The 24,145-nt window shown below is 71.0% G+C and carries 27 protein-coding genes; 15 read left to right on the top strand and 12 right to left on the bottom strand.

Features of this window, described 5'->3' with window-relative positions:
- Positions 1 to 7: 7 nt before the first annotated feature.
- The 5 genes from ACWH95_RS09565 to ACWH95_RS09585 all read right to left on the bottom strand — a co-directional run bounded on the left by ACWH95_RS09565 (position 8) and on the right by ACWH95_RS09585 (position 3,899).
- Positions 8 to 304 (bottom strand): hypothetical protein, encoded by a 297-nt coding sequence (locus ACWH95_RS09565; RefSeq protein WP_136031059.1) that lies wholly within the window; start codon positions 302 to 304, stop codon positions 8 to 10.
- Positions 301 to 687 (bottom strand): flagellar export chaperone FliS, encoded by a 387-nt coding sequence (gene fliS, locus ACWH95_RS09570; RefSeq protein ID WP_136031073.1) that lies wholly within the window; start codon positions 685 to 687, stop codon positions 301 to 303. The genes ACWH95_RS09565 and fliS overlap by 4 nt, the downstream gene beginning before the upstream one ends.
- A 2-nt stretch (positions 688 to 689) precedes the next feature.
- Complete coding sequence (gene fliD / locus ACWH95_RS09575) at positions 690 to 2,078, bottom strand: flagellar filament capping protein FliD (RefSeq protein ID WP_136031057.1); 1,389 nt, start codon at positions 2,076 to 2,078, stop codon at positions 690 to 692.
- Positions 2,079 to 2,166: 88 nt separating this feature from the next.
- A complete protein-coding gene (locus ACWH95_RS09580; protein WP_136031054.1) occupies positions 2,167 to 2,997 on the bottom strand; it encodes a flagellin N-terminal helical domain-containing protein in 831 nt (276 codons plus the stop codon).
- Between the two features lie 98 nt (positions 2,998 to 3,095).
- On the bottom strand, positions 3,096 to 3,899 hold the full coding sequence (locus ACWH95_RS09585) for a sigma-70 family RNA polymerase sigma factor (RefSeq protein ID WP_247638448.1): 804 nt from the start codon (positions 3,897 to 3,899) through the stop codon (positions 3,096 to 3,098).
- Positions 3,900 to 4,119: 220 nt separating this feature from the next.
- On the opposite strand from ACWH95_RS09585, the gene flgN reads away from it, so the two are divergent.
- Genes flgN through ACWH95_RS09635 form a run of 10 tightly spaced genes read left to right on the top strand, consistent with a single transcriptional unit; the run spans position 4,120 to position 12,407 of the window.
- Positions 4,120 to 4,602, top strand: coding sequence for a flagellar export chaperone FlgN (gene flgN, locus ACWH95_RS09590; protein WP_136031050.1), 483 nt, complete (start codon positions 4,120 to 4,122; stop codon positions 4,600 to 4,602).
- A gap of 13 nt (positions 4,603 to 4,615) precedes the next feature.
- Positions 4,616 to 6,025, top strand: coding sequence for a flagellar hook-associated protein FlgK (flgK, locus tag ACWH95_RS09595; protein WP_136031048.1), 1,410 nt, complete (start codon positions 4,616 to 4,618; stop codon positions 6,023 to 6,025).
- Between the two features lie 13 nt (positions 6,026 to 6,038).
- A complete protein-coding gene (flgL, locus tag ACWH95_RS09600; RefSeq protein WP_136031046.1) occupies positions 6,039 to 6,920 on the top strand; it encodes a flagellar hook-associated protein FlgL in 882 nt (293 codons plus the stop codon).
- Positions 6,917 to 7,288, top strand: a complete 372-nt coding sequence (locus ACWH95_RS09605; protein ID WP_136035474.1) for a flagellar assembly protein FliW — start codon at positions 6,917 to 6,919, stop codon at positions 7,286 to 7,288. Before flgL ends, ACWH95_RS09605 begins: the two co-directional genes overlap by 4 nt.
- Positions 7,289 to 7,343: 55 nt before the next feature.
- Positions 7,344 to 7,961, top strand: coding sequence for a tRNA (adenosine(37)-N6)-threonylcarbamoyltransferase complex dimerization subunit type 1 TsaB (tsaB, locus tag ACWH95_RS09610; RefSeq protein WP_247638451.1), 618 nt, complete (start codon positions 7,344 to 7,346; stop codon positions 7,959 to 7,961).
- On the top strand, positions 7,958 to 8,446 hold the full coding sequence (rimI, locus tag ACWH95_RS09615) for a ribosomal protein S18-alanine N-acetyltransferase (RefSeq protein WP_136031039.1): 489 nt from the start codon (positions 7,958 to 7,960) through the stop codon (positions 8,444 to 8,446). Before tsaB ends, rimI begins: the two co-directional genes overlap by 4 nt.
- Positions 8,443 to 9,531, top strand: coding sequence for a tRNA (adenosine(37)-N6)-threonylcarbamoyltransferase complex transferase subunit TsaD (gene tsaD / locus ACWH95_RS09620; protein ID WP_136031037.1), 1,089 nt, complete (start codon positions 8,443 to 8,445; stop codon positions 9,529 to 9,531). The genes rimI and tsaD overlap by 4 nt, the downstream gene beginning before the upstream one ends.
- Positions 9,528 to 10,013: a hypothetical protein gene (locus ACWH95_RS09625; protein WP_454120585.1), complete on the top strand. Its 486-nt coding sequence runs from the start codon at positions 9,528 to 9,530 to the stop codon at positions 10,011 to 10,013. Before tsaD ends, ACWH95_RS09625 begins: the two co-directional genes overlap by 4 nt.
- A gap of 2 nt (positions 10,014 to 10,015) precedes the next feature.
- Positions 10,016 to 11,155, top strand: a complete 1,140-nt coding sequence (locus ACWH95_RS09630) for a hypothetical protein (RefSeq protein WP_454120586.1) — start codon at positions 10,016 to 10,018, stop codon at positions 11,153 to 11,155.
- The gene (locus ACWH95_RS09635; RefSeq protein WP_454120587.1) at positions 11,139 to 12,407 is read left to right on the top strand and encodes a hypothetical protein; all 1,269 of its coding nucleotides are present in this window, start codon (positions 11,139 to 11,141) and stop codon (positions 12,405 to 12,407) included. Before ACWH95_RS09630 ends, ACWH95_RS09635 begins: the two co-directional genes overlap by 17 nt.
- Before the next feature lie 4 nt (positions 12,408 to 12,411).
- On the opposite strand, the gene ACWH95_RS09640 is transcribed toward ACWH95_RS09635, so the two are convergent.
- Complete coding sequence (locus ACWH95_RS09640) at positions 12,412 to 13,617, bottom strand: THUMP-like domain-containing protein (RefSeq protein ID WP_454120588.1); 1,206 nt, start codon at positions 13,615 to 13,617, stop codon at positions 12,412 to 12,414.
- Between the two features lie 151 nt (positions 13,618 to 13,768).
- Here ACWH95_RS09640 and groES point away from each other — a divergent pair, with 151 nt between their 5' ends.
- The 3 genes from groES to ACWH95_RS09655 all read left to right on the top strand — a co-directional run bounded on the left by groES (position 13,769) and on the right by ACWH95_RS09655 (position 16,571).
- On the top strand, positions 13,769 to 14,065 hold the full coding sequence (gene groES / locus ACWH95_RS09645) for a co-chaperone GroES (protein ID WP_017203655.1): 297 nt from the start codon (positions 13,769 to 13,771) through the stop codon (positions 14,063 to 14,065).
- Positions 14,066 to 14,239: 174 nt separating this feature from the next.
- Complete coding sequence (gene rarD / locus ACWH95_RS09650; protein ID WP_136035192.1) at positions 14,240 to 15,169, top strand: EamA family transporter RarD; 930 nt, start codon at positions 14,240 to 14,242, stop codon at positions 15,167 to 15,169.
- Between the two features lie 145 nt (positions 15,170 to 15,314).
- A complete protein-coding gene (locus tag ACWH95_RS09655; RefSeq protein WP_136035191.1) occupies positions 15,315 to 16,571 on the top strand; it encodes an ABC transporter substrate-binding protein in 1,257 nt (418 codons plus the stop codon).
- Positions 16,572 to 16,699: 128 nt separating this feature from the next.
- On the opposite strand, the gene ACWH95_RS09660 is transcribed toward ACWH95_RS09655, so the two are convergent.
- The 4 genes from ACWH95_RS09660 to ACWH95_RS09675 are packed head-to-tail and all read right to left on the bottom strand — an operon-like array spanning position 16,700 to position 20,716.
- Positions 16,700 to 17,467 (bottom strand): ABC transporter ATP-binding protein, encoded by a 768-nt coding sequence (locus ACWH95_RS09660; RefSeq protein WP_136035190.1) that lies wholly within the window; start codon positions 17,465 to 17,467, stop codon positions 16,700 to 16,702.
- A complete protein-coding gene (locus tag ACWH95_RS09665; RefSeq protein ID WP_168387197.1) occupies positions 17,464 to 18,459 on the bottom strand; it encodes an ABC transporter ATP-binding protein in 996 nt (331 codons plus the stop codon). The genes ACWH95_RS09660 and ACWH95_RS09665 overlap by 4 nt, the downstream gene beginning before the upstream one ends.
- The gene (locus ACWH95_RS09670; protein WP_136035189.1) at positions 18,449 to 19,426 is read right to left on the bottom strand and encodes a branched-chain amino acid ABC transporter permease; all 978 of its coding nucleotides are present in this window, start codon (positions 19,424 to 19,426) and stop codon (positions 18,449 to 18,451) included. The genes ACWH95_RS09665 and ACWH95_RS09670 overlap by 11 nt, the downstream gene beginning before the upstream one ends.
- 3 nt (positions 19,427 to 19,429) lie before the next feature.
- Positions 19,430 to 20,716 carry a branched-chain amino acid ABC transporter permease gene (locus ACWH95_RS09675; protein ID WP_378803465.1) on the bottom strand — a complete coding sequence of 429 codons (1,287 nt, stop codon included), beginning with the start codon at positions 20,714 to 20,716 and terminating at the stop codon, positions 19,430 to 19,432.
- A gap of 315 nt (positions 20,717 to 21,031) precedes the next feature.
- Here ACWH95_RS09675 and guaB point away from each other — a divergent pair, with 315 nt between their 5' ends.
- Complete coding sequence (guaB, locus tag ACWH95_RS09680) at positions 21,032 to 22,534, top strand: IMP dehydrogenase (RefSeq protein WP_136035187.1); 1,503 nt, start codon at positions 21,032 to 21,034, stop codon at positions 22,532 to 22,534.
- A gap of 78 nt (positions 22,535 to 22,612) precedes the next feature.
- On the opposite strand, the gene ACWH95_RS09685 is transcribed toward guaB, so the two are convergent.
- Together ACWH95_RS09685 and ACWH95_RS09690 are read right to left on the bottom strand one after the other, a co-directional pair.
- Positions 22,613 to 23,041 carry a DUF4190 domain-containing protein gene (locus ACWH95_RS09685; protein WP_136035186.1) on the bottom strand — a complete coding sequence of 143 codons (429 nt, stop codon included), beginning with the start codon at positions 23,039 to 23,041 and terminating at the stop codon, positions 22,613 to 22,615.
- Between the two features lie 72 nt (positions 23,042 to 23,113).
- Positions 23,114 to 23,560: an HTH domain-containing protein gene (locus tag ACWH95_RS09690; RefSeq protein ID WP_378803466.1), complete on the bottom strand. Its 447-nt coding sequence runs from the start codon at positions 23,558 to 23,560 to the stop codon at positions 23,114 to 23,116.
- Positions 23,561 to 23,727: 167 nt separating this feature from the next.
- Between ACWH95_RS09690 and ACWH95_RS09695 the strand changes: the two genes are divergently transcribed.
- Positions 23,728 to 24,042, top strand: coding sequence for a DUF2277 domain-containing protein (locus ACWH95_RS09695; protein WP_136035184.1), 315 nt, complete (start codon positions 23,728 to 23,730; stop codon positions 24,040 to 24,042).
- Positions 24,043 to 24,145 lie beyond the last annotated feature (103 nt).

Raw genomic sequence — 24,145 nt, forward strand, 5'->3', positions numbered from 1 at the left:
GCGGCCGTCAGCCGTCCACGTCGAGGTAGGCCGGTGCGTCGGGTTCGCGCGGTGCCGGTACGCGCCCCACGGCGCCGAGGTGCTGGCGGACGCCGTCGATCTCGTGGCGTACGCGGTCCATGGCCGCGCGCTGGCGGTCGATCACGCGGCGGGCGCGGTCGGCGAGGTGCGCGGGCAGCGGCGCGGGCGGCGGCGTCCAGGGCGGCAGCTCGTGCGTCTCGACGGCTCCGTCGGGTGCGGCGAGGATGCGCTCGGCCTCCTGCTCCAGCCGGTCCAGCAGCTCCTCCCAGGCGTCGGCGCTCACGCGCGGCTCTCCGCGAGCGACCGGGACGCCTCGTGCCAGGCGTCGCGCAGCGGGGCGACGATGCCGTGGCAGGCCCTGGTGCGTTCGGGGTCGCGGCCGATGTTCGCGCCGATGAGCGTCTGACTGAGGAAGACGTAGAGCGAGCGGAGGCCGGCGCTGCCGTTCCACTCGTCGGTGAGCGACGACGACAGTTCGGCGACGATGGCCTGCGCGTGCTGCAGCTGCGCGTTCGCCTCGGCCCAGTCGCCCGCGCGCTGGGCGGTCTCGCCGCGTTCGATGTCGAGCAGCAGGCGGTCGTAGAGCATGGTGACCAGTCGCTCCGGCGGCGCGGAGAGGATGGCGTCCTCGCGGTAGCGCTGCTGGGCGCGCAGGGCGGCGTTCATGCTCACGAGTCCGATCCGGAGCGGCTGCTCGGCAGCGAGTTGATCTGCGACGCCAGGTACGACGATTGCGACTGCATCTGCGACAGCATCACCTCGAGCCGGGCGTAGGTGCGCTCGAGGGTGGCCTTGCGCTGCGCGAGGCGCACGTCCCAGCGCTCCATCTGCTCGCCGAGGCTCTTGACCTCGCTCTCCTGCCCGGTGATGCGGGTGGTGAGCAGACCGTCGTACTTGTCGGAGAACGACGTCGCGGTCTCCTCGATGCGCGCGGCGACCGCGGAGAAGAGCGCGCCGACCGCATCCGGGTCCTTCGCGAGCTCCTCGGCGAACTTGTCCTCGTCGAACGTGAGCTTGCCGTACATGTCGGTCGAGATGCCGATGGTGGAGGGCGAGACGCCGTCGACCGGGTGCTGCACGGCGTCGGCGAGCGCGGTGCGCATGCCGCGGATGGTGCTGTCGCCGGTGAACACGCCGAGGGTCGTCTTGCCGCCCTGACCGGTGGGGACGGTCGCCTTCGAGCCGTTGTCGATACGGGTGAAGATGTCGGTCACGAGGGCGATGAACTCGCCGGAGGCCTTGGTGCGGGCGGCCGTGTCGACGGCGACGGTCACGGTGACCGGGGTGGTGGAGGGGGTGGAGACGGTGACGTCGACGCCCTCGAACAGGTCGGTGAAGGTGTTGCTGGTCGAGGTGAGCACCTGCTCGGCGCCGGTTCCTGCCCACAGGCGCACCTGCGCGTCGGTGCCGGTGGCGATCACGGCCGCGCCGGTCTCGGTGGCGACGTCGGTCGCGGTTCCGTTCTGCACGGCGGCGATATCGCCGCGGTACACGCGGAAGCGCCCGGCCTCACCGGAGTCCTCGGCGCGCAGCTGCAGGCGGTGCAGCGGGTTGCCGTCGGCGTCGCGCCCGGCGGGCACGGCGGTGGCCACGATCCCCGTGTCGGCGTCGTTGATCGCCTGCGCGATGTCCTGGATCGACGCGGAGTCGGCCTGCACCTGCACGCGCTCGCCCGCGGCGTTCTCCAGGGTGAGCACGGGCGGGTCGACGGGCCAGCCGCGCGAGGCGGCGGTGACGACGGTGTGGGTCTGGGCGACGCGGTCGACGACGATGTCGGTGGTGAGCGGGACGGCTCCGGCCCGCAGCGCGACCTTCACGGTGTCGGACGACGAGGTGCCGGTGAAGCGGTCGAGACCACCGGGGGCTGCGGCCTTCTCGGCGGCGGTCGCGAGGTTCTGCACGGCGGTGTTGAGGGTGCGCAGCTGCGTCATGACGGCGTTCTTGTCGTCGATCTTCGCCTTGAGCAGCGTGCGCGGGATCGCGTGCACGTCCATCAGCGCCTTGATGATGTCGGTGGTCTTCAGGCCGGACACGAGGCCGTCGAGCGAGAGCGACATGCGCGATCCCTTCCGTGTGGGGGAGGGTCCGGGTGACGGACGGCGCCGTCACCCGGACCCCCGGTGCGATTCAGTGCTGCGGTGCGGATCAGCGCAGCAGCTGGAGCACGCCCTGGTTGGCCTGGTTGGCCTGCGCGAGCATCGCCGTTCCCGCCTGCGACAGGATGTTCGCCGACGTGAACTTGACCATCTCGGACGCCATGTCGGTGTCGCGGATGCGGCTCTCGGCGGCGGCGAGGTTCTCGGCCGACACGTTGAGGCTGTTGATGGTCGACTCGAAGCGGTTCTGCAGCGCACCGTAGCCGGCACGTGCGGTCGAGACCGCCTGGATCTGCGTGTCGATGCCCGCCAGAGCAGCGCCGTACGATGCCGCGTCCGTCATGCCCGTCGCGAGCGTCTTGATGTCGGCACCGAGCGTGGCGAAGTTGGTCAGGTTCACCGAGATCTGGTCCTCGGCGGCGACCGCTCCCGCGCCCACCTGGAACGTCAGCGTCGTGCCGCCCGAGAGCAGCTTGATGCCGTTGAAGTTGGTGCTCGCCGCGATCCGGGTGAGCTCGTCGCCCAGGGCGGAGATCTCGGTCTGGATGGCGTTGCGCGACTTCGCGTTGTTCGAGTCGTTCGCGCCCTGGTTGGTCAGGTCGCGAACGCGCTGCAGGATGGAGTGCACTTCGGTCAGGGCGCCTTCTGCGGTCTGGATGACCGAGATGCCGTCCTGGGCGTTGCGGGCCGCGACGTTCAGGCCGTTGACCTGCGAGCGCAGGCCCTCGGAGATCGCGAGGCCGGCGGCGTCGTCCGCTGCGCGGTTGATGCGGAAACCGCTCGAGAGCTTCTCGAGCGACTTCGACACGTCGTTCTGCGTGTTGGACAGGTTGCGGTAGGCGTTGAGCGCCGACACGTTGGTGTTGATCTGCATACCCATGAGGGTTTCCTCCGTGATGTGTTGTACGGGGGACCGTCCGTGGTCTCCCGCTCACACCTATCGGCGGAGGAGGCGCGCGCGTTAGGGATGCGGCGTGGTCAGGCGGGGGCCGCGGTGCGGAACACATCGCCGATGCGGGCGCCGGCGGCCTCGGCGATCCGGCCGAAGTAGGCGTCGCGGGCGGCGGGGGAGATGCGGGTGGAGGCGACGGGTTCCACCGTGCCCTCGGCGAAGTAGCGGTCGAGCGCGTCGCGCAGCAGCCGCACGGCCTCCGATCGCTGCTGCGAGACGGCGGAGTGGGTCACCCCCAGCTCTTCGGCGATCTCCTTCACGGGCCGTTCCTCGATGTACACGGCCAGCACGATGCGGCGCATGCGCTCGGGAAGGGCGGCGATCGCGTGCTCCAGCACCTCGCGGCGCTCCCCGACCAGGGCGGACTCCTCCGGCAGGGGCACGTCGGCGACGAGGTCGCGGGCGGCCGGGTCGTCGATGGTGGAGACGGTGCGCGCGGCGTCGGCGAGTGCTTCCGACACGGCCTCCCTGGGCGAGCCCATGGCCGTCGCGACCTCGGTCACGGTGGCCGTGCGGCCGAGGGCGGCAGTGAGGGTGTCGCGCACGGCGACGGTCTCCTTGATGCGCTTGCGGATGCCGCGGGACGCCCAGTCCATGGAGCGCATCTCGTCGGCGAACGCACCGAGGATGCGGCGCCGGGCGTAGGCGCCGAAGGGGACGCCGAGCGCGGGGTCGTAGGCGTCGGCGGCGGTCACGAGGGCGAGCGCGCCGACGGCGGCGAGCTCTTCGCGGGGGATGTGGGTTGCCCGAGCATGGGTGTCCGCAGCGAGATAGCCGACCAGGGGAAGGTTGGCCTCGACGAGGCGGTTGCGCTCAGCGCGCGACGACATGGGGGATGATCCACCTCTCTGGATGCACTCCGGAAGCTCCATGGCGAGGGGTAGATGCGCATATCACATAATTCGCGATATGTACATGGGGAGAACTAACCACCGCCGTTCCACATAGTAACCTTATGGGCGCGGCGGCCGATAGGGATTAATGAACCGTTAACAGGCGGGTCGATCGCACCGGCGTTGGGGCGGGGGATCGCTGGGGAACAAGGGGATCATGGGAGCCAACGAACTATCGATGCAGCTCTGGCGCGAGCGCGAGCTGCTCGAGATGCTGCTTTTCAAGCTCGACGAGCAGCAACTGCTGCTCGCGGCTGGCCGATCGCACTGGATACAGTTTGCGGCACGCGAGATCGATCAGGTACTCGATCGTCTGCGCAGCGCAGGACTGTCCAGGGCCGTCGAGGTCGCCGGAGTCGCGCAGGAGTGGGGCGCCTCGGACGAGGCGACCATCACGGAGCTCATCGAGCACGCGCCGGAGGGGGCGTGGGCCGACGTGCTCACCGACCACCTGCGCGCGCTCGTGCGGCTGACGGCGGAGGTCGAGCAGATGCGCGACTCCACCGCCGAGCAGCTCAGCGGCGTGCTGCGCGCGACGCAGGAGACCATCGCCGCGCTCGGCCTCGAGAGCGGCGAGTACACCACCCGTGGAGACCGCGCCCGCGAGGACTCCGCCCGCATCATCGACACAGAGATGTGACCGAGAGGGGACCATGTCGACCTTCAGTGGACTGAACACCGCCGCGAGCGGACTCGCCGCGGCACGCCGCGGCATGGACGTCGTCGGACAGAACATCGCCAACCAGAAGACCGAGGGGTACACGCGGCAGCGGGTCGAGACCTCGTCGATCGCCGCCGTCGCCCAGACGGGCCGCTTCAGCATGGGGGCGCTCCCCGGCCACGGTGTGTCGATCGACGGCGTCGCCCGGCTCGGTGACGCCCTGCTCGACGCGCGGGTGCGCGACGCCCTCGGCACCTCGGGCTACTGGTCGGCGCGCGCCCTCGCCGCGACCACGGCCGAGGCTGCTCTGGGCGAGCCGACCGACAAGGGCCTCGCCAACCGCCTCACCTCCTTCTGGGCGGGGTGGCAGGAGCTCGCGAACACGCCCGACTCCGGCGCCGCCGCGGCGAGCGTCCTGGAGTCCGCGAAGGAGCTCGCCGCGCACGTGGCCGGCGGCTACCGCACGGTGGCAGCGCAGTGGACGGCCGCACGCGAGTCGGCGGGTCGCGCGGTCGATCAGGTGAATGCGGCCGCCGAGCAGATCGCCGTGCTCAACAGCGAGATCCGCGACGCGCTCGCCGCCGGGCGTTCGGCGAACGAGCTGATGGATCGCCGGACCGTGCTCGCGGAGGATGTCGCCCGCCTCACGGGCGGCACCGGGACCCTGGAGAGCGACGGCACGCTCACGCTGCGCCTCGGCGGCAACGCCCTGGTCTCCGGCGGCGACGCCCGCCGTCTCGCCCTCACCGGGCCGACCGCGATCGAGGCGGGGCAGCGCGTCGGAGTGATCTGGGAGTCGGCACCCGACCTTCCGGTCTCGGTCGACGGCGGCGAGCTGGGCGGCACGCTGTCGGTGCTGGCGCCGGCCGCCGACGGGGGCATGCTCGCGCAGCTCGCCTCGACCTACGACCGTGTGGCGACTGCGCTGGCCGAGTCGCTCAACGCGCAGCATCGGGCCGGTGTCACGGCCTCCGGTCAGCCGGGCGGCGACTTCTTCACCCTCCCGGCGACGGGTTCCGCGGCCCTCGGGCTGCGCGTGGCCGTGACGAGCGCCGACCAGCTGGCCCTGGCGGCTCCGGGCGCGGGGGCGAAGGATGCGAGCAACGCCGATCTCATCTCGCAGATCGGACGGCGCGCCACCTCGCCCGATGCGCTGTGGACCGACCAGGTCACCCGCTTCGGCGTCTCGACCGCGGCCGACGTGCAGCGCGCGAAGGTGTCTGAGTCGGCGGCGGCGGGGGCCATCGGCGCCCAGCAGTCCGTCGCGGCCGTCGACGGCGACGAGGAGACGATCAGCCTCCTCACCTACCAGACCGCGTATCAGGCGGCCGCCCGCGTGCTCACCGCCGTGGACGAGGCCCTCGACGTCCTGATCAACCGCACGGGCGTCGTCGGACGCTGATCGGAGGAGCACCGTGATCTCTCGCGTGACGCAGTCCACCATGACCCAGACGGCCATGCGCCAGTTGCAGGCCAACCTGTCCGAGCTCGCGCGGCTGCAGGACCAGGCGACGTCGCAGAAGGCGTTCGCGGCGCCGTCGGACGACCCGACCGCCGCGGCCGCGACCCTGGCGCTGCACGCCGAGCAGCGCCGCACCGAGCAGTACGCCCGCAACATCGACGACGGGCTGGCGTGGGTGACCGCGGCCGACAGCGCCATCACCGCCAGCACCTCGCTGCTGTCCCGTGTGCGCGACCTCACGGCGCAGGGCGCCAACGACGGCGCGCTCGACGCGACCGCCAAGGAGGCCCTGGCGGTGGAGCTGGAGGGCATCAGGGGCGAGCTGCTCGCGCAGGCGAACACCCGTCTGCTCGGCCGCTCCGTGTTCGCCGGCACGTCGGACACCGCGGCCTTCGCGGCCGACTACTCGTACAGCGGCGTCGCGGGCTCCGAGGTCACGCGCCGCGTGTCCGACGCCGCCTCGGTCCGCGTCGACACCGACGGCGCGGCCGTGTTCGGCACGGGGGACGACTCCGTGTTCGCGCTGGTCGACCGCATCGTGGCGGATCTCCGCTCCGGCACCAACGTCGGGCCGCGGCTCGGCGAGATCGACGACCGCCGCACCGCGATGCTCGGGGTGCAGGGCTCGGTCGGCACCCGTCAGTCCCAGATCGAACGCGCCAAGGAGGCGGCCGTGCAGAATTCCGTGTCCCTCGAGTCCCGCCGCGCGGCGGTCGAGGACGTCGACTCCGTGGAGGTCCTCATCCGCCTCCAAGCCCAGGAGCTCGTCTACCGGTCGGCGCTCGCGGTGAACGCCCGCGTGCTGCAGCCCTCGCTGATGGACTTCCTGCGATGACCGCGGCGCTCACCTTCACCGCCCCGCCTCCCGGGCTCGCCCCGCACGTCGATTTCTCGCTCGCGCCGATCGACGGCGCCGACGGGCTGTTCGCGCTGCGCGCCGTGGCCGACGAGGCGCTGCGGCTGTACCTGGTCGACCCGAGCACCGTGCTCGGGGAGTATGCGCCGACGCTGAGCGACGCCCAGGTGGACGACCTGGCACTGCGCTCGCCCGACGATGCCCTGGTGCTCGTGGTCGCGCACCCCTCGGCGGATGGCGTGAGCGTGAACCTCCTGGCGCCCGTGGTCGTGAACCGGACGACGGGCGCGGCCGCCCAGGTCATCCTGGAGGATCAGGACTACCCGGTCAGGGCGCCCCTGGGCTGAGCGGGCGGGCCCTCCTGCACGGCGCCGGAGGGCCCGTGACGACTACCCTGGAGGGGTGATTCTCGCCGTCGACACGTCCCTTGGCACCGCCGTCGCTCTCATCGACCCCGACGGGACGCCGCGGGCCGAGGCGGGCACCGCCGATCCGCTCGGTCATGCGGAGGTGATCGGCGATCTGCTCGCCGGGGTGCTCCGCGACGGAGGCTCCGACGGCATCACCCACGTCGTGTCCGGCATGGGTCCTGGACCGTTCACCGGGCTGCGCATCGGGATCGCCGCCGCCCGCGCGTTCGCCCTCGGCCGCGGTCTGCCCGTGCTGCCGGTCCCGAGCCACACCGCGGCGGCGCTCACGGCCCTGCCGACGCAGTCCGGCCCGTTCGCGATCGTCACCGACGCACGCCGCCGCGAGGTCGCGGTCACGGTGTTCGACGGGCTCGACGACGACGGACTGCCGGTGGTCGTGGCCGACACGGTGCTGGTGCGGGCCGTCGATGCGGACACCCACCTCGACGGCATCCCGCGCGTCGACACGACCGTGCTCTCCGCGGTCGACCTGGCCAGGGCGGGCGCGCGGGCGCTGGCCGCGGGCCGCACGCTCGCCGACGCCGAGCCGCTGTACCTCCGTCACCCCGACGTGACGCTGCCCGGAGCGCCGAAGAAGGTGGGTTCGTGACGCTGCGGGAGGCGGTGCCGGGCGACCTCGACGCGATCATGGCGATCGAGGAGCGGTCGTTTCCCACCGACGCCTGGAGCCGCGAGACCATGGCGAGCGAGCTGTCGAGTCCGCACGGCCGCTATCTGGTCGACGAGGTCGACGGCGAGATCGTGGGGTACGGCGGGGTCAGGGCTCTGCAGGGCGGCGCCGACGCCGACATCCAGACCATCGCCCTGCTCGCGGAGCACCGGGGTCGGGGCCGGGGGCGTGCGCTGCTGCACGCTCTGCTCCGGGCGGCGGCCGCCCGGGGAGCCAGGGAGATGTTCCTCGAGGTGCGGGCCGACAACCCGCCGGCGGAGGGGCTGTACCGGGCCGAGGGCTTCGAGGAGATCGGCAGACGCCCCCGCTACTATCAGCCCGACGACGTCGACGCGATCGTGATGCGTCTGGACCTGCGCCGCCACCCCGCGGTCGCCGATACGCCGGAGGAGGCGAACGCATGAGCGAGCCCCTGGTGCTCGGCATCGAGACGAGCTGCGACGAGACCGGTATCGGGATCGTGCGCGGCCGCACGCTGCTGTCCAACACGATCGCGTCGAGCATGGATGAGCACGCCCGTTACGGCGGCGTCGTGCCGGAGGTCGCGGCTCGTGCGCACCTGGAGGCGCTGCAGCCGGCGATCGACGCCGCGCTCGCCGAGGCCGGGGTGCGCCTGGACCAGCTCGACGCGGTCGCCGTCACGAGCGGTCCGGGACTGGCGGGCGCGCTCATGGTGGGTGTCGGCGCGGCGAAGGGGCTCGCGGTGTCGCTCGACAAGCCGCTGTACGCCGTCAACCACCTGGTCGGTCACATCGCCGCCGACATCCTGACGCCGGAGTCGGAGCCGCTCGAGTACCCGACGATCGCGCTGCTGGTGTCGGGCGGGCACACGTCGCTGCTGCACGTGCGCGACCTCACGACCGATGTCGAGCTGCTGGGCGAGACGGTCGACGACGCGGCGGGCGAGGCGTTCGACAAGGTCGCGCGGCTGCTGTCGCTGCCGTACCCCGGAGGCCCCGAGATCGACAGGGCCGCGGTGGGCGGGGATCCCGAGGCGATCCGGTTCCCGCGCGGGCTGTCCCGGGCGTCCGACCTCGCGAAGCACCGGTACGACTTCTCGTTCTCCGGGCTCAAGACCGCCGTCGCGCGGTGGGTGGAGCGGTTCGAGGCGGAGGCCGCGGCGGCGGGCGACGAGGCCCCGGCGCTGCCCATCGCCGATGTCGCCGCGAGCTTCCGCGAGGCTGTGGTCGATGTGCTCGTCACGAAGGCGCTGGCCGCCTGCGCCGACCTGGGAGTCCCGCGGCTCCTGCTCGGCGGCGGCGTGATCGCGAACCGGCGGCTGCGCGAGGTCGCCCTGGCGCGCGCCGCGGAGGCGGGCGTCACGGTCCGCATCCCGCCGCTGTCGCTGTGCACCGACAACGGCGCGATGATCGCGGCGCTCGCCGCCGAGCTGATCTCGTCTGGTCGTCCGCCGTCGACGCTCGCGTTCGGCGCCGACTCGACCCTGCCGGTGACCGAGATCCAGGTCGCGGAGGCGGTGGCGGTATGAGCGACGTGCCGCGACCGGCGGGAGACGCGACCCCGACGCCCCCTGCGCGACTCGAGCGGGCGAGCGAACAGGTGGACCGTTCGGCGGCGACGGCGCGGATCCCCGGCGCGCGGCGCGACGGATACAGCAAGCTGCCCACGGGTCCGGTCGGCATCGAGCCCGTGGTGGTGAGCGGCCCGGACATCGACCGTCACGAGGATGCGGAGTGGGAGCCGTCGGTCACCGAGCCGACGCCCGTCGACGACACGCGGCTCGCGCCCTGGGCCCTGCTGGCGGCGATCGTGGCGCTGGGCGCGTCGTTCTTCGTCGGCTGGGGGATCCCGGTCGCGGTGGTCGCGGTGATCGCGGCGATCATGTCGCTGCGGCGTCCGATGGAGAACCGCGCGATCGCGCGCTGGGCGCTCGCTCTCGGCCTGTGCGCGACCGTGTACAGCCTGGCCTGGCTGGTGTGGGCCGGTATGCAGTTCGAGAGGCTCGGCTAGCGATGCCGTCGGCGGGGGGCGACGACGAGCTGCGGGCGCTGCAGCGGAAGGCCTACGCCCGCGATGGCGCCCTCACGGCCGCCGAGGCCGCCCGGCTGGCCGCTCTCGAAGAGCTCCGGCGTGCGAGGCGTGCGGACGCCTCCGGGGTGCCGGCTCGCGATGCCGCGGCATGCGACACCGGCCCGGCTTCCGACGCCAACACGGACTCGGCATCGGGCGCGGACGCGGTGTCCGGTGGCGGCCCGGGCGACGCGTCGCCGGAGAGTGCAGACGGCTCGGATCCGGGTGCCGGCGTCGACAGCGAGTTTTCGGGGCGCACCGACGCGACGGGCGTCCTCGGGGCGCTGCGGAACCGTCGTCCCCTCGTCCTCGCGCTCGCCGCGGTGCTCCTGGTCGCGGTCGGCGTGGGCATCGGCTGGGCGGCGTTCGGCCGATCTGCGGCGCCGGCGGTCGCGCTGACGGCCGAGCAACAGGTGTGGCACAACGACCTCGTCGCCTCAGGCGTCTACGACCCCGGCTCGGTGCGGGCGCTCGCGGTGGAGGACGACGTGGTCATCTGGACGGCGACCCAGGAGCAGCGCGCGCGCATCTGCCTCGTCCTCGGGTCGGGGGAGAGCACGATGCCCAGTTGCGGTCCTGCCGAGCAGGTCGAGAACACCGGGCTGTACGGCTCGCTGACCCTCGGCGACGACGAGGAGCGGCAGAGGCAGGTCAGCGCGCAGCTGCTGCTGACCGCGAGCGGCGAGGCCGCGGTCGCCGCCGCCTCCTCCGACTACTCGAGCACCGTGACCGGCATCGAGTACGCGAACGACGAGGAGAACGCCACCGCCGAGCGCCTGGCGGAGGACGGGTTCGATCCGAACTCGATCTGGGTGGCCGGGTACGACGGCGATGTTCCGCTGTGGGTGGCCTCGCGGGTCGGCGAGGGGCGGCAGTGCCTGATCTACGACGGCTCGACCGCGGAGGCGCCGATGACGTGCGAGGCCGCCGAGACGTTCGGCGAGTACGGACGCGGGCTCACGCTGGAGGTCGCCGATGTGGCCTCGGGCGCGATGACGCGCTACGAGCTGCCGATGGATGCGGGGCCCATGTTCCTGGTGATCACGCGCGAGGGGGGTGTCGCCGGTGCCGGAGGGGACTGAGACGCCCGACGCCGCAGCGACGCCCGGCACCGAGGGGCCGTGGACCGACGCGGCGGAGCGTGAGCTGCGCGAGCTGGAGCGTCGCGCCTACGGCCGCGGCCCCGGGCTCGACGACGTGCAGGCGCGCCGCCTCCGCGCGCTGCACGACGCCCGCCGCGCCTCCGCCTCCGCCTCCGGTGTGTCCGGCCCCGGTGCGTCCGGCCCCGCCTCCGCCTCCGCCTTCGCCCGGCACGAGAGCGCGGCGTCCGGGCCGCGCGAGGCCGCCCCGGAGGCCGCCGCCGGGCACAACGTCGACCCCTCGTCCGAGGGGGACGCTGTCCCGAAGCCCCACGGCACCGCGGCGGAGGACGCACCGTCGCTGCCGCTCGCGCGGCGTCGCCGGGCGTCGATCGTCGTCGCCGCGGCCCTCGCACTGGTGGCGGTCGGGGTGGGAGCGGGCTGGGCGTTGTTCGCCCCGCGCGACGCCGCGCTGCCCTTGACCGCCGCGCAGGAGCAGCGCCGCGCCGAGCTCGCGGCCGAGGACTACGACCAGGGATCGGTGCGGGCGGTGGCGCAGAGCGACGACGCGCTCGCGTGGTTCGCGACGCAGGACGACGCCCGGCGACTGTGCCTGGTGCTCGATGTGGGCGACCGCTCGCAGTCGACCTGCCTGCCCGCGGACGACGCCGCGGACGGCATGAACGTCACGGTCCCTGTCCCGATCGACCCGCCGGGCGACGAGGGCGGGACCGCGGTCGAGAACGTCGTGGCGACGCTGCTGCTGTCGGTCGACGACGAGCCGATGGTGAGCATCCAGCGCTGGAGCATGAACTCGTCGGTGCTGTCGCAGTTCGAGGGCGAGCAGCGCACCAGGGCCGAGGAGCTCCTGGCGGACGGCTACGAGCTCGGGCTGTCGCTGGTGGGGTTCTTCCACGGGGAGCCGGTGTGGCTGGCCGACCGTCCGTCGGACACCGGTGTGTCCCTGCGGTGTCTGATCGTGGATGCCGACGCCTCGCGCCAGTGCGCCCCGATCAGCGAGGCCCTGGAGTCCGGGCTGGGGGTGCAGGTGGTCGACGTCGATCAGGAGTCGGGAGACGTGATCGCGGTCTCGGTGGTCCAGGTGGAGTTCACGCGCTGGCAGGCCCCGTACCTGTCGGTCACGACCGGGGCGGTGTTCTCCGAGGCGCCGTCCGGAGACTCGTATCTGGTGACGACGGGTCCGCCCGGCGATCCGATCCGGGTGGAGATCCCCGATCGCGACCCGGACGGCTGAGCGATCAGTCGGCCGCGGACACCCGGTCGGCGAGGATCGCGCGGCGCCGGTCGCCGATCCGCACGAGGATCAGGGTCGCCTCGGCGTCGCCCTTCAGCGTGAGCATGCGCCGGAACGCCGCGGGATCCACGTCCACCCCGCGCTTCTTGATCTCCAGCCGCCCGATGCCGTTCGCCTTCAACGCCGCGTTGATGCCCTTGGTGTTCATCGGCAGCACGTCCCGCACGCGGAAGCTCTGCACGAACGGGCTCGTCAGGGCGGTGTCCGACGTGAGGTAGGCGATGCGGGGGTCGAGCATGCCCGCGTCGAGGCTGCGCGCGACATCCCCGATCAGGCGGGCGCGGATCACGGCGCCGTCCGGCTCGTGGAGGAACGCGCCGAGGTCGCGCACCGGGGCGTCCTCCGCATCCGCCGCGGCGGTGAGCTCGTGGGACCGGTCGCCGCGGATGAGCAGCGCCGAGCGGCGCACACCGTCTCGCGCGAGCTCGCGCGTCCACACCACGAGCTCGACCACGCTCCCGTCGGCGCTGATCCACTGCGTCTCGGCGTCGTCGGGCAGGGCGTCGCGGTCGTGCGCGGGGCCGAGCTTGATCCCTGTGGGCTGCCGCGCGGCGACCCCGAAGGCCCAGTCGAGCGAGGGGGAGTAGTCGTCCGCGGCGACGCGGCGGGTCTCGCTGTGCCCAGAGGTGCGGCGGGCGGGGTCCATCCATACGGCGCGGCCGGGTCGTGGCTCCCCGAGTGCGTCCTCCGCGGTGTCGTGCCGCACGGTGACGCTGTCGCCGAAGGGCGCGAGGTTGTAGGCGGCGATCGCGGCGGTGACCTCGTCGGCGTCGACCGCCAGCACGTCGAGTCCGGCGCCCGCGAACGCGAGCGCATCACCGCCGATGCCGCAGCCGAGGTCGGCCACGGCCGTCATCCCCGCGCTGCGCAGGCGCTGCGCGTGCCGGGCCGCGACACCCAGGCGCGTGGCCTGTTCGAGGCCGGCCCTGGTGAACAGCATGCGGGCCGCGAAAGGGCCGAACTTCGCGGCGGCCTTCGCCCGCAGGTGCGCCTGGCCGACCACGGCGGAGACGAGGTCGGGGGAGTGCCCGGCCGCGCGCAGACGCGAGACCGCGGCGGCGGCCTCTGCGGTCGAGCCCACCTCGCCGGTGCCGTCGAGCAGTTCGAGGCCGGCGGGGGTCAGCAGGGCACGCAGCTCGGACATCTCCACGCCTTCAGCCTAGGCGCGCGGGGGCGGACGTTCCCGGGCTGGCACTCGCATTGCATGAGTGCCAGCCGACCGCCTACACTGGCATTAGCACTCTCGGGTTGAGAGTGCGAACGAGTCTTTCGTGTCAGCGTCAAGAAAGAAGAGGTAGACCGTGTCGGTTTCCATCAAGCCGCTCGAGGACCGCATCGTCATCAAGCAGGTCGAGGCCGAGCAGACCACCGCGAGTGGCCTGGTCATCCCCGACACCGCCAAGGAGAAGCCCCAGGAGGGCGAGGTCGTGGCGGTCGGCCCCGGCCGCATCGACGACAACGGCAACCGCGTTCCGCTCGACGTCGCCGTCGGCGACCGCGTGCTCTACAGCAAGTACGGCGGCACCGAGGTGAAGTTCGGCGCCGACGAGTTCCTCGTCCTGTCGGCTCGCGACGTCCTCGCGGTCGTCGTCCGCTGATCAGCTGAATCCCGTCCCCGCCGCGCGCGGGGCCACGGATCCGAAGAGGTCCGGATGCCACGGCATCCGGACCTCTTCTGCGTTTCCGCCAATCGTCGGTCACTTCCCGCCGATCTTCCCGAGCGGCCCGGTGACCGGCGCGGTGGGGTCGCGCCGCGGGCATAGGGTTGTGCGGTGACCCCCGAGACCGCCCGCGCCACCCCGACCGCGGGCGTCGTCTACGCCGCGTCCGCCTACGTCTTGTGGGGGGTCCTGCCGCTGTACTTCCTGCTCCTGGCGCCGACGGGCCCGTGGGAGGTCGTCGCGTGGCGCGTGGTGCTGTCCTTCGTGTTCTGCCTGCTGCTGCTCACGGTCACGCGCGGGTGGGCGGCCATTCGCGTGATCCTCCGCACGCCCCGGCTGCTCGGGTGGACGGCACTGGCCGGTCTGCTCATCTACATCAACTGGCAGGTGTTCCTGCTGGGCACGCTCAGCGGCAACGTGGTCGAGACGGCGCTGGGCTACTTCATCAACCCGATCACGACCGTGCTGCTCGGCGTGTTCGTGCTCAAGGAGCGCATCCGCCGGTTGCAGTGGGTCGCGGTGGGCATCGCCGCGATCGCGGTGGTCGTGATCATCGTGGCGTACCGCTCCTTCCCGTGGATCGCACTGTCGCTCACCGCCTCGTTCGGTGTGTACGGGCTCATCAAGAAGAAGATCGGTCCGGCGGTCGACGCGGTGAGCGGGCTCACGCTGGAGTCGTTCTGGCTGCTGCCGATCGCGGTGGTGCAGCTGGTGGTGGTGGCGCAGACCTCCGGCCTCACGATGGGCGCGAACGGTGTGGTGCACGCGCTGCTGCTGGGTTTCGCGGGCGTCGCGACGGCGGTGCCGCTGCTGTTGTTCGCGGCGGGGACGCGCCGCGTGAACCTGGCCGTGATCGGCATGATCCAGTTCCTCACGCCGATCATGCAGTTCCTGATCGGCGTGGTGGTGCTGCACGAGCCGATGCCGCCGGAGCGATGGATCGGGTTCGTGCTCGTGTGGATCGCGATCGCGGTGTTCGTCGCCGACCTGCTGCTGGCCGGGCGGCGGGGACGCCGGATCGCGCGCGCCGCCCTGCTCTGATCCCCGGGCTCGACCGCGGCGACACCGGGTGTCGGATCGTTAACGCACCGAGATACTTGCACCCCCTGCGCGCTGACCTCACGCCCTAGTGTTAGAGCACCCGCCTGTGGTCACAATCCACGTTCAGTCACGCAAGGGAGCATCCATGAACGCACTGAAGGGCTCGCGCACCGCGAAGGTCTTCGCCGGGATCGCGCTGGTCAGCGCATCCGCCATCGTCATCGCCGGCTGCAGCAGCACGCCGAACGCCGAGCCGTCGGAGGGTGGCGGCGACAAGCCGGCCGCCGACCTGACGCTCAAGCTCGGCTCGCTGCTGCCCGCCACCGGATCGCTCGCCTTCCTCGGCGCTCCCATGGAAGCCGGCGTGCAGCTCGCCGTGCAGCAGATCAACGAGGCCGACGCCGGTGTCACGATCGACCTGACCACCGCCGACGAGGGCGACCTCGACAACAAGGCCTACGAGACGTCGATCACCAACCTGCAGAACGCGGGCATCACCGCGATGATCGGTGCCGCGTCGTCGAGCGTCACCAAGCTGATCCTCGACAGCAACGCCGGTGCGGGCATCCTCACCGTCTCGCCGTCGAACACGTCGCCCGACTTCACGGGCATCAACCCGCTGTACTTCCGCACGGCGCCGAGCGACAACCTGCAGGGCGAGGTGCTGGGCAACCAGATCGCCGAGGATGGCCACAAGACGCTGGGCATCATCTACCAGAACGACCCGTACGGCACCGGCCTGTTCGAGGCCATCAAGGCCACGTTCGAGGGCACCGGCGGCGAGGTCGTCGCCGACGCGTCGTACAACCAGGGTGACGGCCAGTTCAACGCCCAGGTGTCGGAGATCGCGGCCGCCAAGCCCGACGCGGTCGCCGTGGTCTCGTACGACCAGTTCGCGACCATCGCGCCGCTGCTCGCCAACGCGGGCATCGACACCGGCTCGCTCTACCTGGTCGACGGAAACCTGAAGGACTGGGGCTCCGACATCCCGGTGAGCCTCGAGGGTTCGAAGGGCACGCGCGCCGGCGCCGAGCTGCCGCAGGACTTCCTCGACCAGCTCAACGAGGTCTGGACGGCCGACGGCAACGACCCGATCGACGCCGTGACCTACTCGGCCGAGGCCTACGACGCCGTGATCCTGATCGCCCTGGCGGCCCTGAAGGCCGGCTCGGTCGAGGGTGCCGACATCGCCGAGCAGATGATCACCGTCTCGGGTGGCGAGGGCGACGGCGAGAAGTGCAAGGACTTCGCCGAGTGCGCCGCGATCATCAACGACGGAGGCACGCCGGACTACGACGGCCTCTCCGGTGAGATCACGTTCGACGAGAACAACGACCCGAAGGGCGCCGCGATCGGCGTCTACGAGTTCGGCGCAGACAACACCACCACGCGGATCAAGTAAGCCGCATAGCGAAGGCCCCGGGCTCCGGCTCGGGGCCTTCGTCGTGTCCCACGGCGGGCACGGCGCGACGCGTTCCGCACGCAGAAGGGCCCGGCATCCAGCGGATGCCGGGCCCTTCGCGGCGCGTGTCAGGCGGCGTCGGTGCCGAGCGTTCCCAGGTAGAGGCCGATGACCTTGGGGTCGTTCAGCAGCTCGCGGCCCGTGCCCTCGTAGGCGTCGCGGCCCTGATCGAGCACGTAGCCGCGGTCGCAGATCTGCAGGCAGCGGCGCGCGTTCTGCTCGACCATGATCGTGGTCACGCCCGCCTTGTTGATGTCGGAGACGCGGATGAACGCGTCGTCCTGCCGCACGGGGGAGAGGCCGGCCGACGGCTCGTCGAGCAGCAGCACCGACGGGTCCATCATGAGAGCGCGCGACATGGCCACCATCTGGCGCTCACCGCCGGACAGCGACCCGGCGCGCTGCTTCAGGCGCTTGCCGAGTTCGCCGAAGATGCTGGAGACGAACTCCAGCCGCTCCGCGAAGATCTTCGGGTTCTGGTAGAGCCCCATCTCGAGGTTCTCCTGGATCGTGAGCGACGGGAACACGTTGTTCGTCTGCGGGACGAACGCGACACCGCGCGCCACGAGCTTGTCCGCCTTGAGGCCGACGATGCTCTCGCCCTTGACCGTGATGTCGCCGTCGCGCACGTTCACCATGCCGAAGATGGCCTTCAGCAGCGTCGACTTGCCGGCGCCGTTGGGGCCGATGATGCCGATCAGCTCGCCCTTGTGGGCCACGAGGTTCGCGCCGTTGAGGATGTTCACCCCGGGGAGGTACCCGGCGTGCACGTTGGTGAGCTCGACGACCACGTCGTCGTTCTTGATCTCGTTCCGCTCGACGGGCGCGTCGGTCATGGCTTCTCCTCCTCGGCCTCTTCGGCCTCGACCTCGGCTTCGACCTCGGTCTCGATCTGCTCGCGGATGCGCTCCGCGTCGGCGTCCGAGATCACGGGCAGACGTCCGGTCACGGCACCCAGGTCCACGTCCTGATGCGCGCCCAGGTAGGCGTCGACGACCGCGGGGTCCTCCATCACGGTGTCCGGCGGCCCCTCGGCCACGACCCGTCCCTCGGCCATCACGACCACCCAGTCGGCGATGTGACGCACCATGTGCATGTCGTGCTCCACGAACAGCACCGTCATGCCCAGGTCCTTGAGGTCGAGGATGTGGTCGAGCAGCGACTGCGTCAGCGCCGGGTTCACGCCGGCCATGGGCTCGTCGAGCATCACCAGTGTCGGGTTGCTCATCAGTGCGCGCGCCATCTCCAGCAGCTTGCGCTGGCCTCCGGAGAGCGACGCCGCGAAGTCCTGCTCCTTGGCGTCGAGCTTGAACCGCGTCAGCAGCTCGTGGGCGCGCTGTTCGATCTCCTGGTCCTGCTTGCGCCAGAGGAAGGGGAAGAGCCCGGCCCAGAAGCCCTCGCCGCGCTGGTCCTTCGCGCCGAGCTTCATGTTCTCCAGCACGGTCAGCAGCGACAGCGACTTGGTGAGCTGGAACGTGCGCACCTGCCCCATGCGGGCGACCTTGAAGGAGGGGATGCCGGAGAGGTTGGTGCCGTCGAACGACCAGGTGCCGCTGTTGGGCTTGTCGAAGCCGCACAGCAGGTTGAACAGCGTCGTCTTGCCGGCGCCGTTCGGGCCGATCAGGGCCGTGATGGCGCCGCGCGGGATCTCCAGGTGGTCGACGTCGACGGCCGTGAGGCCGCCGAAGCGCCGCTGCACGGCGTCCACGACGAGGATCGGGTCGACCTTCTTGACGCCGGGCACCGCGGGGCCGGCGGTGAGGCCGGTCGTCTTGGCGCGCGGGGTGCTCTTCGCGGGCGTGACCGCCGCGTCGTTCTCACTTGACAAAGGTCATCTCCCTCTTGTTTCCGAGGATGCCCTGCGGGCGGAAGATCACGATCAGCATCAGCACGATGCCGATGAGGATGTACCGCACGACATCGGCCTGCGCGCCCGACATGGGCAGGTAACCGGCGTTCGCCATGGCGGGCAGCAGCGCGCCGAGGAACGCGAACACGATCCAGAACAGCACGGCGCCCAGCGTGGGCCCGAGCACCGTCGCGGCGCCGCCGAGCAGCAGGATCGTCCACAGGAAGAACGTCAGCGACGTGGAGTAGCTGCCGGGGATCACGGCCGACGGCAGGATGAACACGATGCCGCCGAGCGCGCCGATGATGCCACCGACCACGAGCGCCTGCATCTTGTACGCGAAGACGTTCTTACCGAGCGAGCGCACCGCGTCCTCGTCCTCGCGGATGCCCTTGAGCACGCGACCCCACGGGCTGCGCATGAGCGCCCACACCACCAGCACCGCGAGGGCCAGGGCGATCAGGCCGACCACGCGCACCCACAGGTCGGTCGCGTTGTAGGTCCAGGGACCGAAGCCGTACGTGCCGGTGGGGAAGGGGTTCGCGTCGCGGAAGCTCTGGTGGTAGCCGGAGAGGCCGCCCGCGGAGTTGGTCCAGTCCTTGAACAGCTCCGTCACGAACATGAGCCGCACGACCTCCGCGGCCGCGATGGTCGCGATGGCGAGGTAGTCGGCGCGCAGCCGCAGCGTGGGGATGCCGAGCAGCAGGGCGAACAGGGCCCCACCCAGCACGCCGACCAGCACGCCCGCCCACCAGGGGAAGCCGAACGTGAGGATCGAGATCGCGTAGCCGTAGCCGCCGATCGCCATGAACGCGGCCATGCCGAAGTTGAGCAGTCCGGTGTAGCCGAAGTGCACCGCGAGGCCGGTCGCCGCGAGCGCGTACGCGATCGTCGTCGGGCTGAACAGATAGGAGGCGGTGTTGCCGAAGATGCTTCCGAAGTCCATGTGTCAGCCCAACCTTTCCTTGCGTCCGAGGATGCCCTGCGGTCGCACGAGCAGGATGATGATCAGCGCGACCAGGGCGCTGGCGTACTTGAGGTCGGAGGGGACGCCCAGCAGCGTGGACACCTCCACCGCGAGCCCGACGATGATCGAGCCGATCAGGGCGCCGATCGCCGAACCCAGGCCGCCGAGGGTGATGGCGCAGAACATCAGCAGCAGCATCTGCATGCCCATGTCCCACTTCACTCCCGGGCGGAAGTAGGCCCAGAGGATGCCCGAGATGGCGGCGAGCGTGCCGGCGAGGATCCACACGATGCGGATGACCTTGTCGACGTCGATGCCGGAGGCGGCCGCGAGCTGCGGGTTGTCCGAGATCGCCCTCGTCGCCTTGCCCGTCCGGGTGCGGGTGAGGAAGAACGCCACGCCGAGGATGACGATGATGCTGGTGGCCATGCCGATCATGTCGATGTACGACAGCGAGATCGGCCCGAGGCGGATCGGCTCGGGGCTCGCGCCGGGGAGCTGGTAGGTGTTGCCGCCGATGATGTACTGCAGCGTGTACCGCAGCGCGAGCGAGAGGCCGATGCTCACGATCATGAGCTGCACCACCCCGAGGCCCTTGCGGCGCAGCGGCTTCCAGATGCCGGCGTCGAGCGCCCAGCCCAGGGCCGCGCCGCCGATCACCGCCGCGATGATGCCCGCCCACAGCGGCAGCTGCCAGAAGGTCGTGAACACGAGGGTGATCACGGCGCCCCAGGTCACCATCTCGCCGTGCGCGAAGTTCGACAGCCGTGTGGTGCCGTAGATGAGTGCCGCCCCCATCGACGCGAGGCCGAGCAGGAGCCCGAAGTTCAGGCCGCCGACGATGCGCGACAGCAGCTGATCGAGGAACGACACCGTGACCCGCTCGCCCGCGCCGAGGAAGAGGTTGACGATCTTGGTGCCGGTGAGCCCGAACTCGAGCTCGAACGAGGCCGTCGTGCCCGACACCGGCTGGATGCCCTCCGGCAGCTGCGAGGCGTCGACGATCACGCCGTCGGGGAGCGTGGACTCGTCCACCGTCAGGGTGTACGTCTCCTTCTCCGGCACGTACAGACGCCACTTGCCCTCGGCGTCGGTCTCGGTCTCGGCCTCGAAGCCGTTGCCCTCGATCGTCATGACGACACCCTGGACGGGCTCATCGGCGTTGGTCACCACACCCGCGAAGTAGAAGTCGGTGACCTCTTGACCGTCGTCGGTGGTGTCGGCGGAGGCCGCCGAGGGAGGGAGCAGCAGTGAGGCCGCGAGCGCCATGAGGATTCCCAAGAAGACGAAAGCCCAGGGGCGCTTCCGCGGTCCGGCGAGTGCTGTGGGTCCCACGCAACCTCCACTGTGAGTGCTGTCTCCGCGGACTCGGGTCGAACCGCGGGGATGGACGACGCACTTGAGCGTAATGGGCGATCCGCGAATCACCTACCTCCCCGGCCAACGGTCCGGTAACGACGGGGCGCTGGGAATGTTCTCGGGCGTGTCTCGCTTAGAATCTGCATACGGGCTCAGCCCCGCCCCGGCCGATGTCGACCACCCACTCGCACCCGGACCCGCGCCACGCGCGCAGGAGGAGATTCCATGGACCAGCACGATCCCTTCGGCTTCGTCGGACTGACCTACGATGACGTTCTGCTCCTGCCGGGGCATACCGACGTCATCCCCAGTGAGGCCGACACGTCGTCGCGGATCACGCGTCGCATCTCCGTCGCGACGCCTCTGCTGTCCAGCGCCATGGACACCGTCACCGAGTCGCGCATGGCCATCGCCATGGCGCGCGAGGGCGGCATCGGCATCCTGCACCGCAACCTGTCGATCGCGGATCAGGCCGCGCACGTCGACCGGGTCAAGCGCAGCGAGTCGGGCATGATCACCGACCCCATCACCACGACCGCCGACGCGACGGTGGAGGAGGTCGACGCGCTGTGCGCCAAGTACCGCATCTCCGGCCTTCCCGTGGTCGACGCCGAGGGCCGCCTGGTGGGCATCATCACGAACCGCGACATGCGGTTCGTCTCGGGTTTCGAGCGTCAGACCACGTTCGTGAAAGACGTCATGACGAGCGAGAACCTCGTCACCGCACCGGTGGGCGTCGCGGCGGGCGAGGTCATCGCCCTGTTCGCGAAGCACCGCGTGGAGAAGCTGCCGCTGATCGACGAGGACGGCAAGCTCGCCGGGCTCATCACCATCAAGGACTTCGACAAGAGCGAGAAGTACCCGCTCGCGACCAAGGACGACCAGGGCCGCCTGCGCGTCGGTGCGGCGATCGGCTTCTTCGGCGACGCGTGGGAGCGGGCCGAGGCGCTGCGTGACGCGGGCGTCGACGTGCTCGTGGTCGACACCGCCAACGGCCAGTCGCAGGGCGTGATCGACCTGGTCAAGCGCCTCAAGGCCGACGAGTCCTTCGCCCACATCGATGTGATCGGCGGCAACGTCGCGACGCGTGAGGGCGCACAGGCGCTGGTCGACGCGGGCGTCGACGCGGTCAAGGTCGGCGTCGGCCCCGGCTCCATCTGCACCACGCGCGTGGTCGCGGGCGTCGGCGTGCCGCAGGTGACCGCCGTGTACGAGGCGTCGCTCGCCGCCCGTCCGGCCGGCATCCCCGTGATCGCCGACGGTGGCCTGCAGTACTCGGGCGACATCGCGAAGGCCCTCGTCGCGGGCGCCGACGCGGTCATGCTCGGTTCGCTGCTCGCCGGTACCGACGAGTCGCCGGGCGAGATCGTGTTCCAGTCGGGCAAGCAGTTCAAGCAGTATCGCGGCATGGGCTCGCTCGGGGCGATGCAGACCCGCGGCAAGCAGACCTCCTACTCCAAGGACCGCTACTTCCAGGCCGACGTGCCCAGCGACGACAAGCTGATCCCCGAGGGCATCGAGGGGCAGGTGCCGTACCGCGGCCCGCTCTCCGCCGTCGCCTACCAGCTCGTCGGCGGGCTGCGGCAGTCGATGTTCTACGTCGGCGCCCGCACGATCGAGGAGCTCAAGGCCCGCGGCAAGTTCGTGCGCATCACCTCGGCCGGGCTCAAGGAGTCGCACCCGCACGACGTGCAGATCGTGGTCGAGGCGCCCAACTACAAGAAGTGAACAGCGCCCCGCACCGGGGCGACGACGAGGGGCCGGATGCGCGCAGCATCCGGCCCCTCGTGCGTGTGTGTTGCGGGTTCAGCCGCAGCGGTAGGTGACGCCGCCGACCTCCCACACGCCGGGGCCGAGCTCGGCGCACATCCCGAAGATGCCCGCGAACACGGTCACCAGCAGGATGATTCCGATGATCTCCAGGATGGTCAGCACCGCGCCGACGATGATGCCGGCGATCGCGAGGCCCTTCGGCGCGTGCGCCTTCCCCAGCTGCACCGCGGCGATGATGCTGAGGATGAGGCCGATCGGCGGCAGCAGGAACGCCAGCACGAGTCCGACGATCGACAGCACGCGTCCGGGAGGCGAGGCCGGCGCGGTCTGGCCGTAGGCGCCGGGAGCCGCGGGACCGGGCGGCGGCGGGTACGCGGCGGCCGGGTCGTTCGCGGGGGTGCTGTTCCAGGCGGGGGGAGGGGTGTCGGGCTGCGACGCCTCGGGGGGCGGGGGGTTCGTCATGATCTCTCCTCGGTTGAGCGTGCGTAGCCCAGAGCGTAGCGACGGCGCCGTCGGCGTGCCATCCCCTGGGCGTCAGCGCGGTCGTGCGAGGTTCGCCGCGTTCACGAGGTACGAGCACCGGATGGCGACGACATACTTCTCGCTACTCGACAGCGGGCGGTCACCGGCGAGCACGGTCTGGACGACCTCCGTGGAGAGACCGGTCAATCGCGCGATGTTCCCCGGGGTGAGGTGCAGTGCTCCGGTGAGGGACTCGAGGGTCGCGCGGAGCCGATCATCGTCGCCGATCCCGCTGGCTTCCGTGAGTTGGGCCACGAGCGCGGAGAGACGAGCCGCTTCGTGCCCGGTGAGCACAGCCGGTGACGAGTCCATTCCGACGGCCGCCGGTGCTACGACGAGGACCTTCCGCAGCCTCACGTGATCGATACCCGTCATCGCCTCGAGCGCCTTCATCGTGATGGCACCTTCTTCGAGGAGGCGAGCCAGTTCACGGGAAACGTCGAAGCTGGTCGATGACATGCTCACTCCGGGTCAGGGGTAGATGTACAAGGTGTTGTTCGGTACGACATGAGCCACGATAACCTCGGCGAAATCCGCGGTTCCGGTGAGCGTGCCCCAATGCCTGTGATTGTGGCGGGTGCTCGTCTGTGCTTCCGCGGGGGAGGGGCGGGGCGTAGCGTGCGGGTATGTGCCGGAACATCGTGCCCCTGAACAACCTGGCCCCCGCGGCGACCGATGAGGAGTGCCACGACGCGGCGCTCCAGTTCGTCCGCAAGATCTCCGGGGCGACGGCGCCCTCGCGCGTCAACAGGGACGTGTTCGATCGCGCCGTCGAGGAGATCGCTGCGGCCACGCGACGGCTGCTGGACGACCTCGTGACGACCGCGCCGCCCAAGAACCGGGAGGCGGAGGCGGCCAAGCGCCAGGCCCGCTCGGCCGAGCGGTACGAAGCCATCCGGGTGTACCAGCAGGAGAAGCGGGCGGCGCGGGCGGCGACCTGACGCCGCTGCGCGGCCGGGTCTGCCCGCCTGTGCCAGAATCGACGTACCCCGCTCGACTTTCCCCGCGGATCCGGTGATGAAGGCACCGGGATCGCGACGCCGG

It is taken from the genome of Microbacterium sp. NPDC055502 (genome assembly GCF_053643635.1).

Bases quoted from the DNA above. Each gene is read 5' to 3' on its own strand.
- fliS (WP_136031073.1), bottom strand. From the start codon at position 687: ATGAACGCCGCCCTGCGCGCCCAGCAGCGCTACCGCGAGGACGCCATC.
- fliD (WP_136031057.1), bottom strand. From the start codon at position 2,078: ATGTCGCTCTCGCTCGACGGCCTCGTGTCCGGCCTGAAGACCACCGAC.
- ACWH95_RS09580 (WP_136031054.1), bottom strand. From the start codon at position 2,997: ATGGGTATGCAGATCAACACCAACGTGTCGGCGCTCAACGCCTACCGC.
- ACWH95_RS09585 (WP_247638448.1), bottom strand. From the start codon at position 3,899: ATGTCGTCGCGCGCTGAGCGCAACCGCCTCGTCGAGGCCAACCTTCCC.
- flgN (WP_136031050.1), top strand. From the start codon at position 4,120: ATGGGAGCCAACGAACTATCGATGCAGCTCTGGCGCGAGCGCGAGCTG.
- flgK (WP_136031048.1), top strand. From the start codon at position 4,616: ATGTCGACCTTCAGTGGACTGAACACCGCCGCGAGCGGACTCGCCGCG.
- ACWH95_RS09605 (WP_136035474.1), top strand. From the start codon at position 6,917: ATGACCGCGGCGCTCACCTTCACCGCCCCGCCTCCCGGGCTCGCCCCG.
- tsaD (WP_136031037.1), top strand. From the start codon at position 8,443: ATGAGCGAGCCCCTGGTGCTCGGCATCGAGACGAGCTGCGACGAGACC.
- ACWH95_RS09625 (WP_454120585.1), top strand. From the start codon at position 9,528: ATGAGCGACGTGCCGCGACCGGCGGGAGACGCGACCCCGACGCCCCCT.
- ACWH95_RS09630 (WP_454120586.1), top strand. From the start codon at position 10,016: ATGCCGTCGGCGGGGGGCGACGACGAGCTGCGGGCGCTGCAGCGGAAG.
- ACWH95_RS09655 (WP_136035191.1), top strand. From the start codon at position 15,315: ATGAACGCACTGAAGGGCTCGCGCACCGCGAAGGTCTTCGCCGGGATC.
- ACWH95_RS09660 (WP_136035190.1), bottom strand. From the start codon at position 17,467: ATGACCGACGCGCCCGTCGAGCGGAACGAGATCAAGAACGACGACGTG.
- ACWH95_RS09670 (WP_136035189.1), bottom strand. From the start codon at position 19,426: ATGGACTTCGGAAGCATCTTCGGCAACACCGCCTCCTATCTGTTCAGC.
- ACWH95_RS09675 (WP_378803465.1), bottom strand. From the start codon at position 20,716: ATGGCGCTCGCGGCCTCACTGCTGCTCCCTCCCTCGGCGGCCTCCGCC.
- guaB (WP_136035187.1), top strand. From the start codon at position 21,032: ATGGACCAGCACGATCCCTTCGGCTTCGTCGGACTGACCTACGATGAC.
- ACWH95_RS09685 (WP_136035186.1), bottom strand. From the start codon at position 23,041: ATGACGAACCCCCCGCCCCCCGAGGCGTCGCAGCCCGACACCCCTCCC.
- ACWH95_RS09690 (WP_378803466.1), bottom strand. From the start codon at position 23,560: ATGTCATCGACCAGCTTCGACGTTTCCCGTGAACTGGCTCGCCTCCTC.
- ACWH95_RS09695 (WP_136035184.1), top strand. From the start codon at position 23,728: ATGTGCCGGAACATCGTGCCCCTGAACAACCTGGCCCCCGCGGCGACC.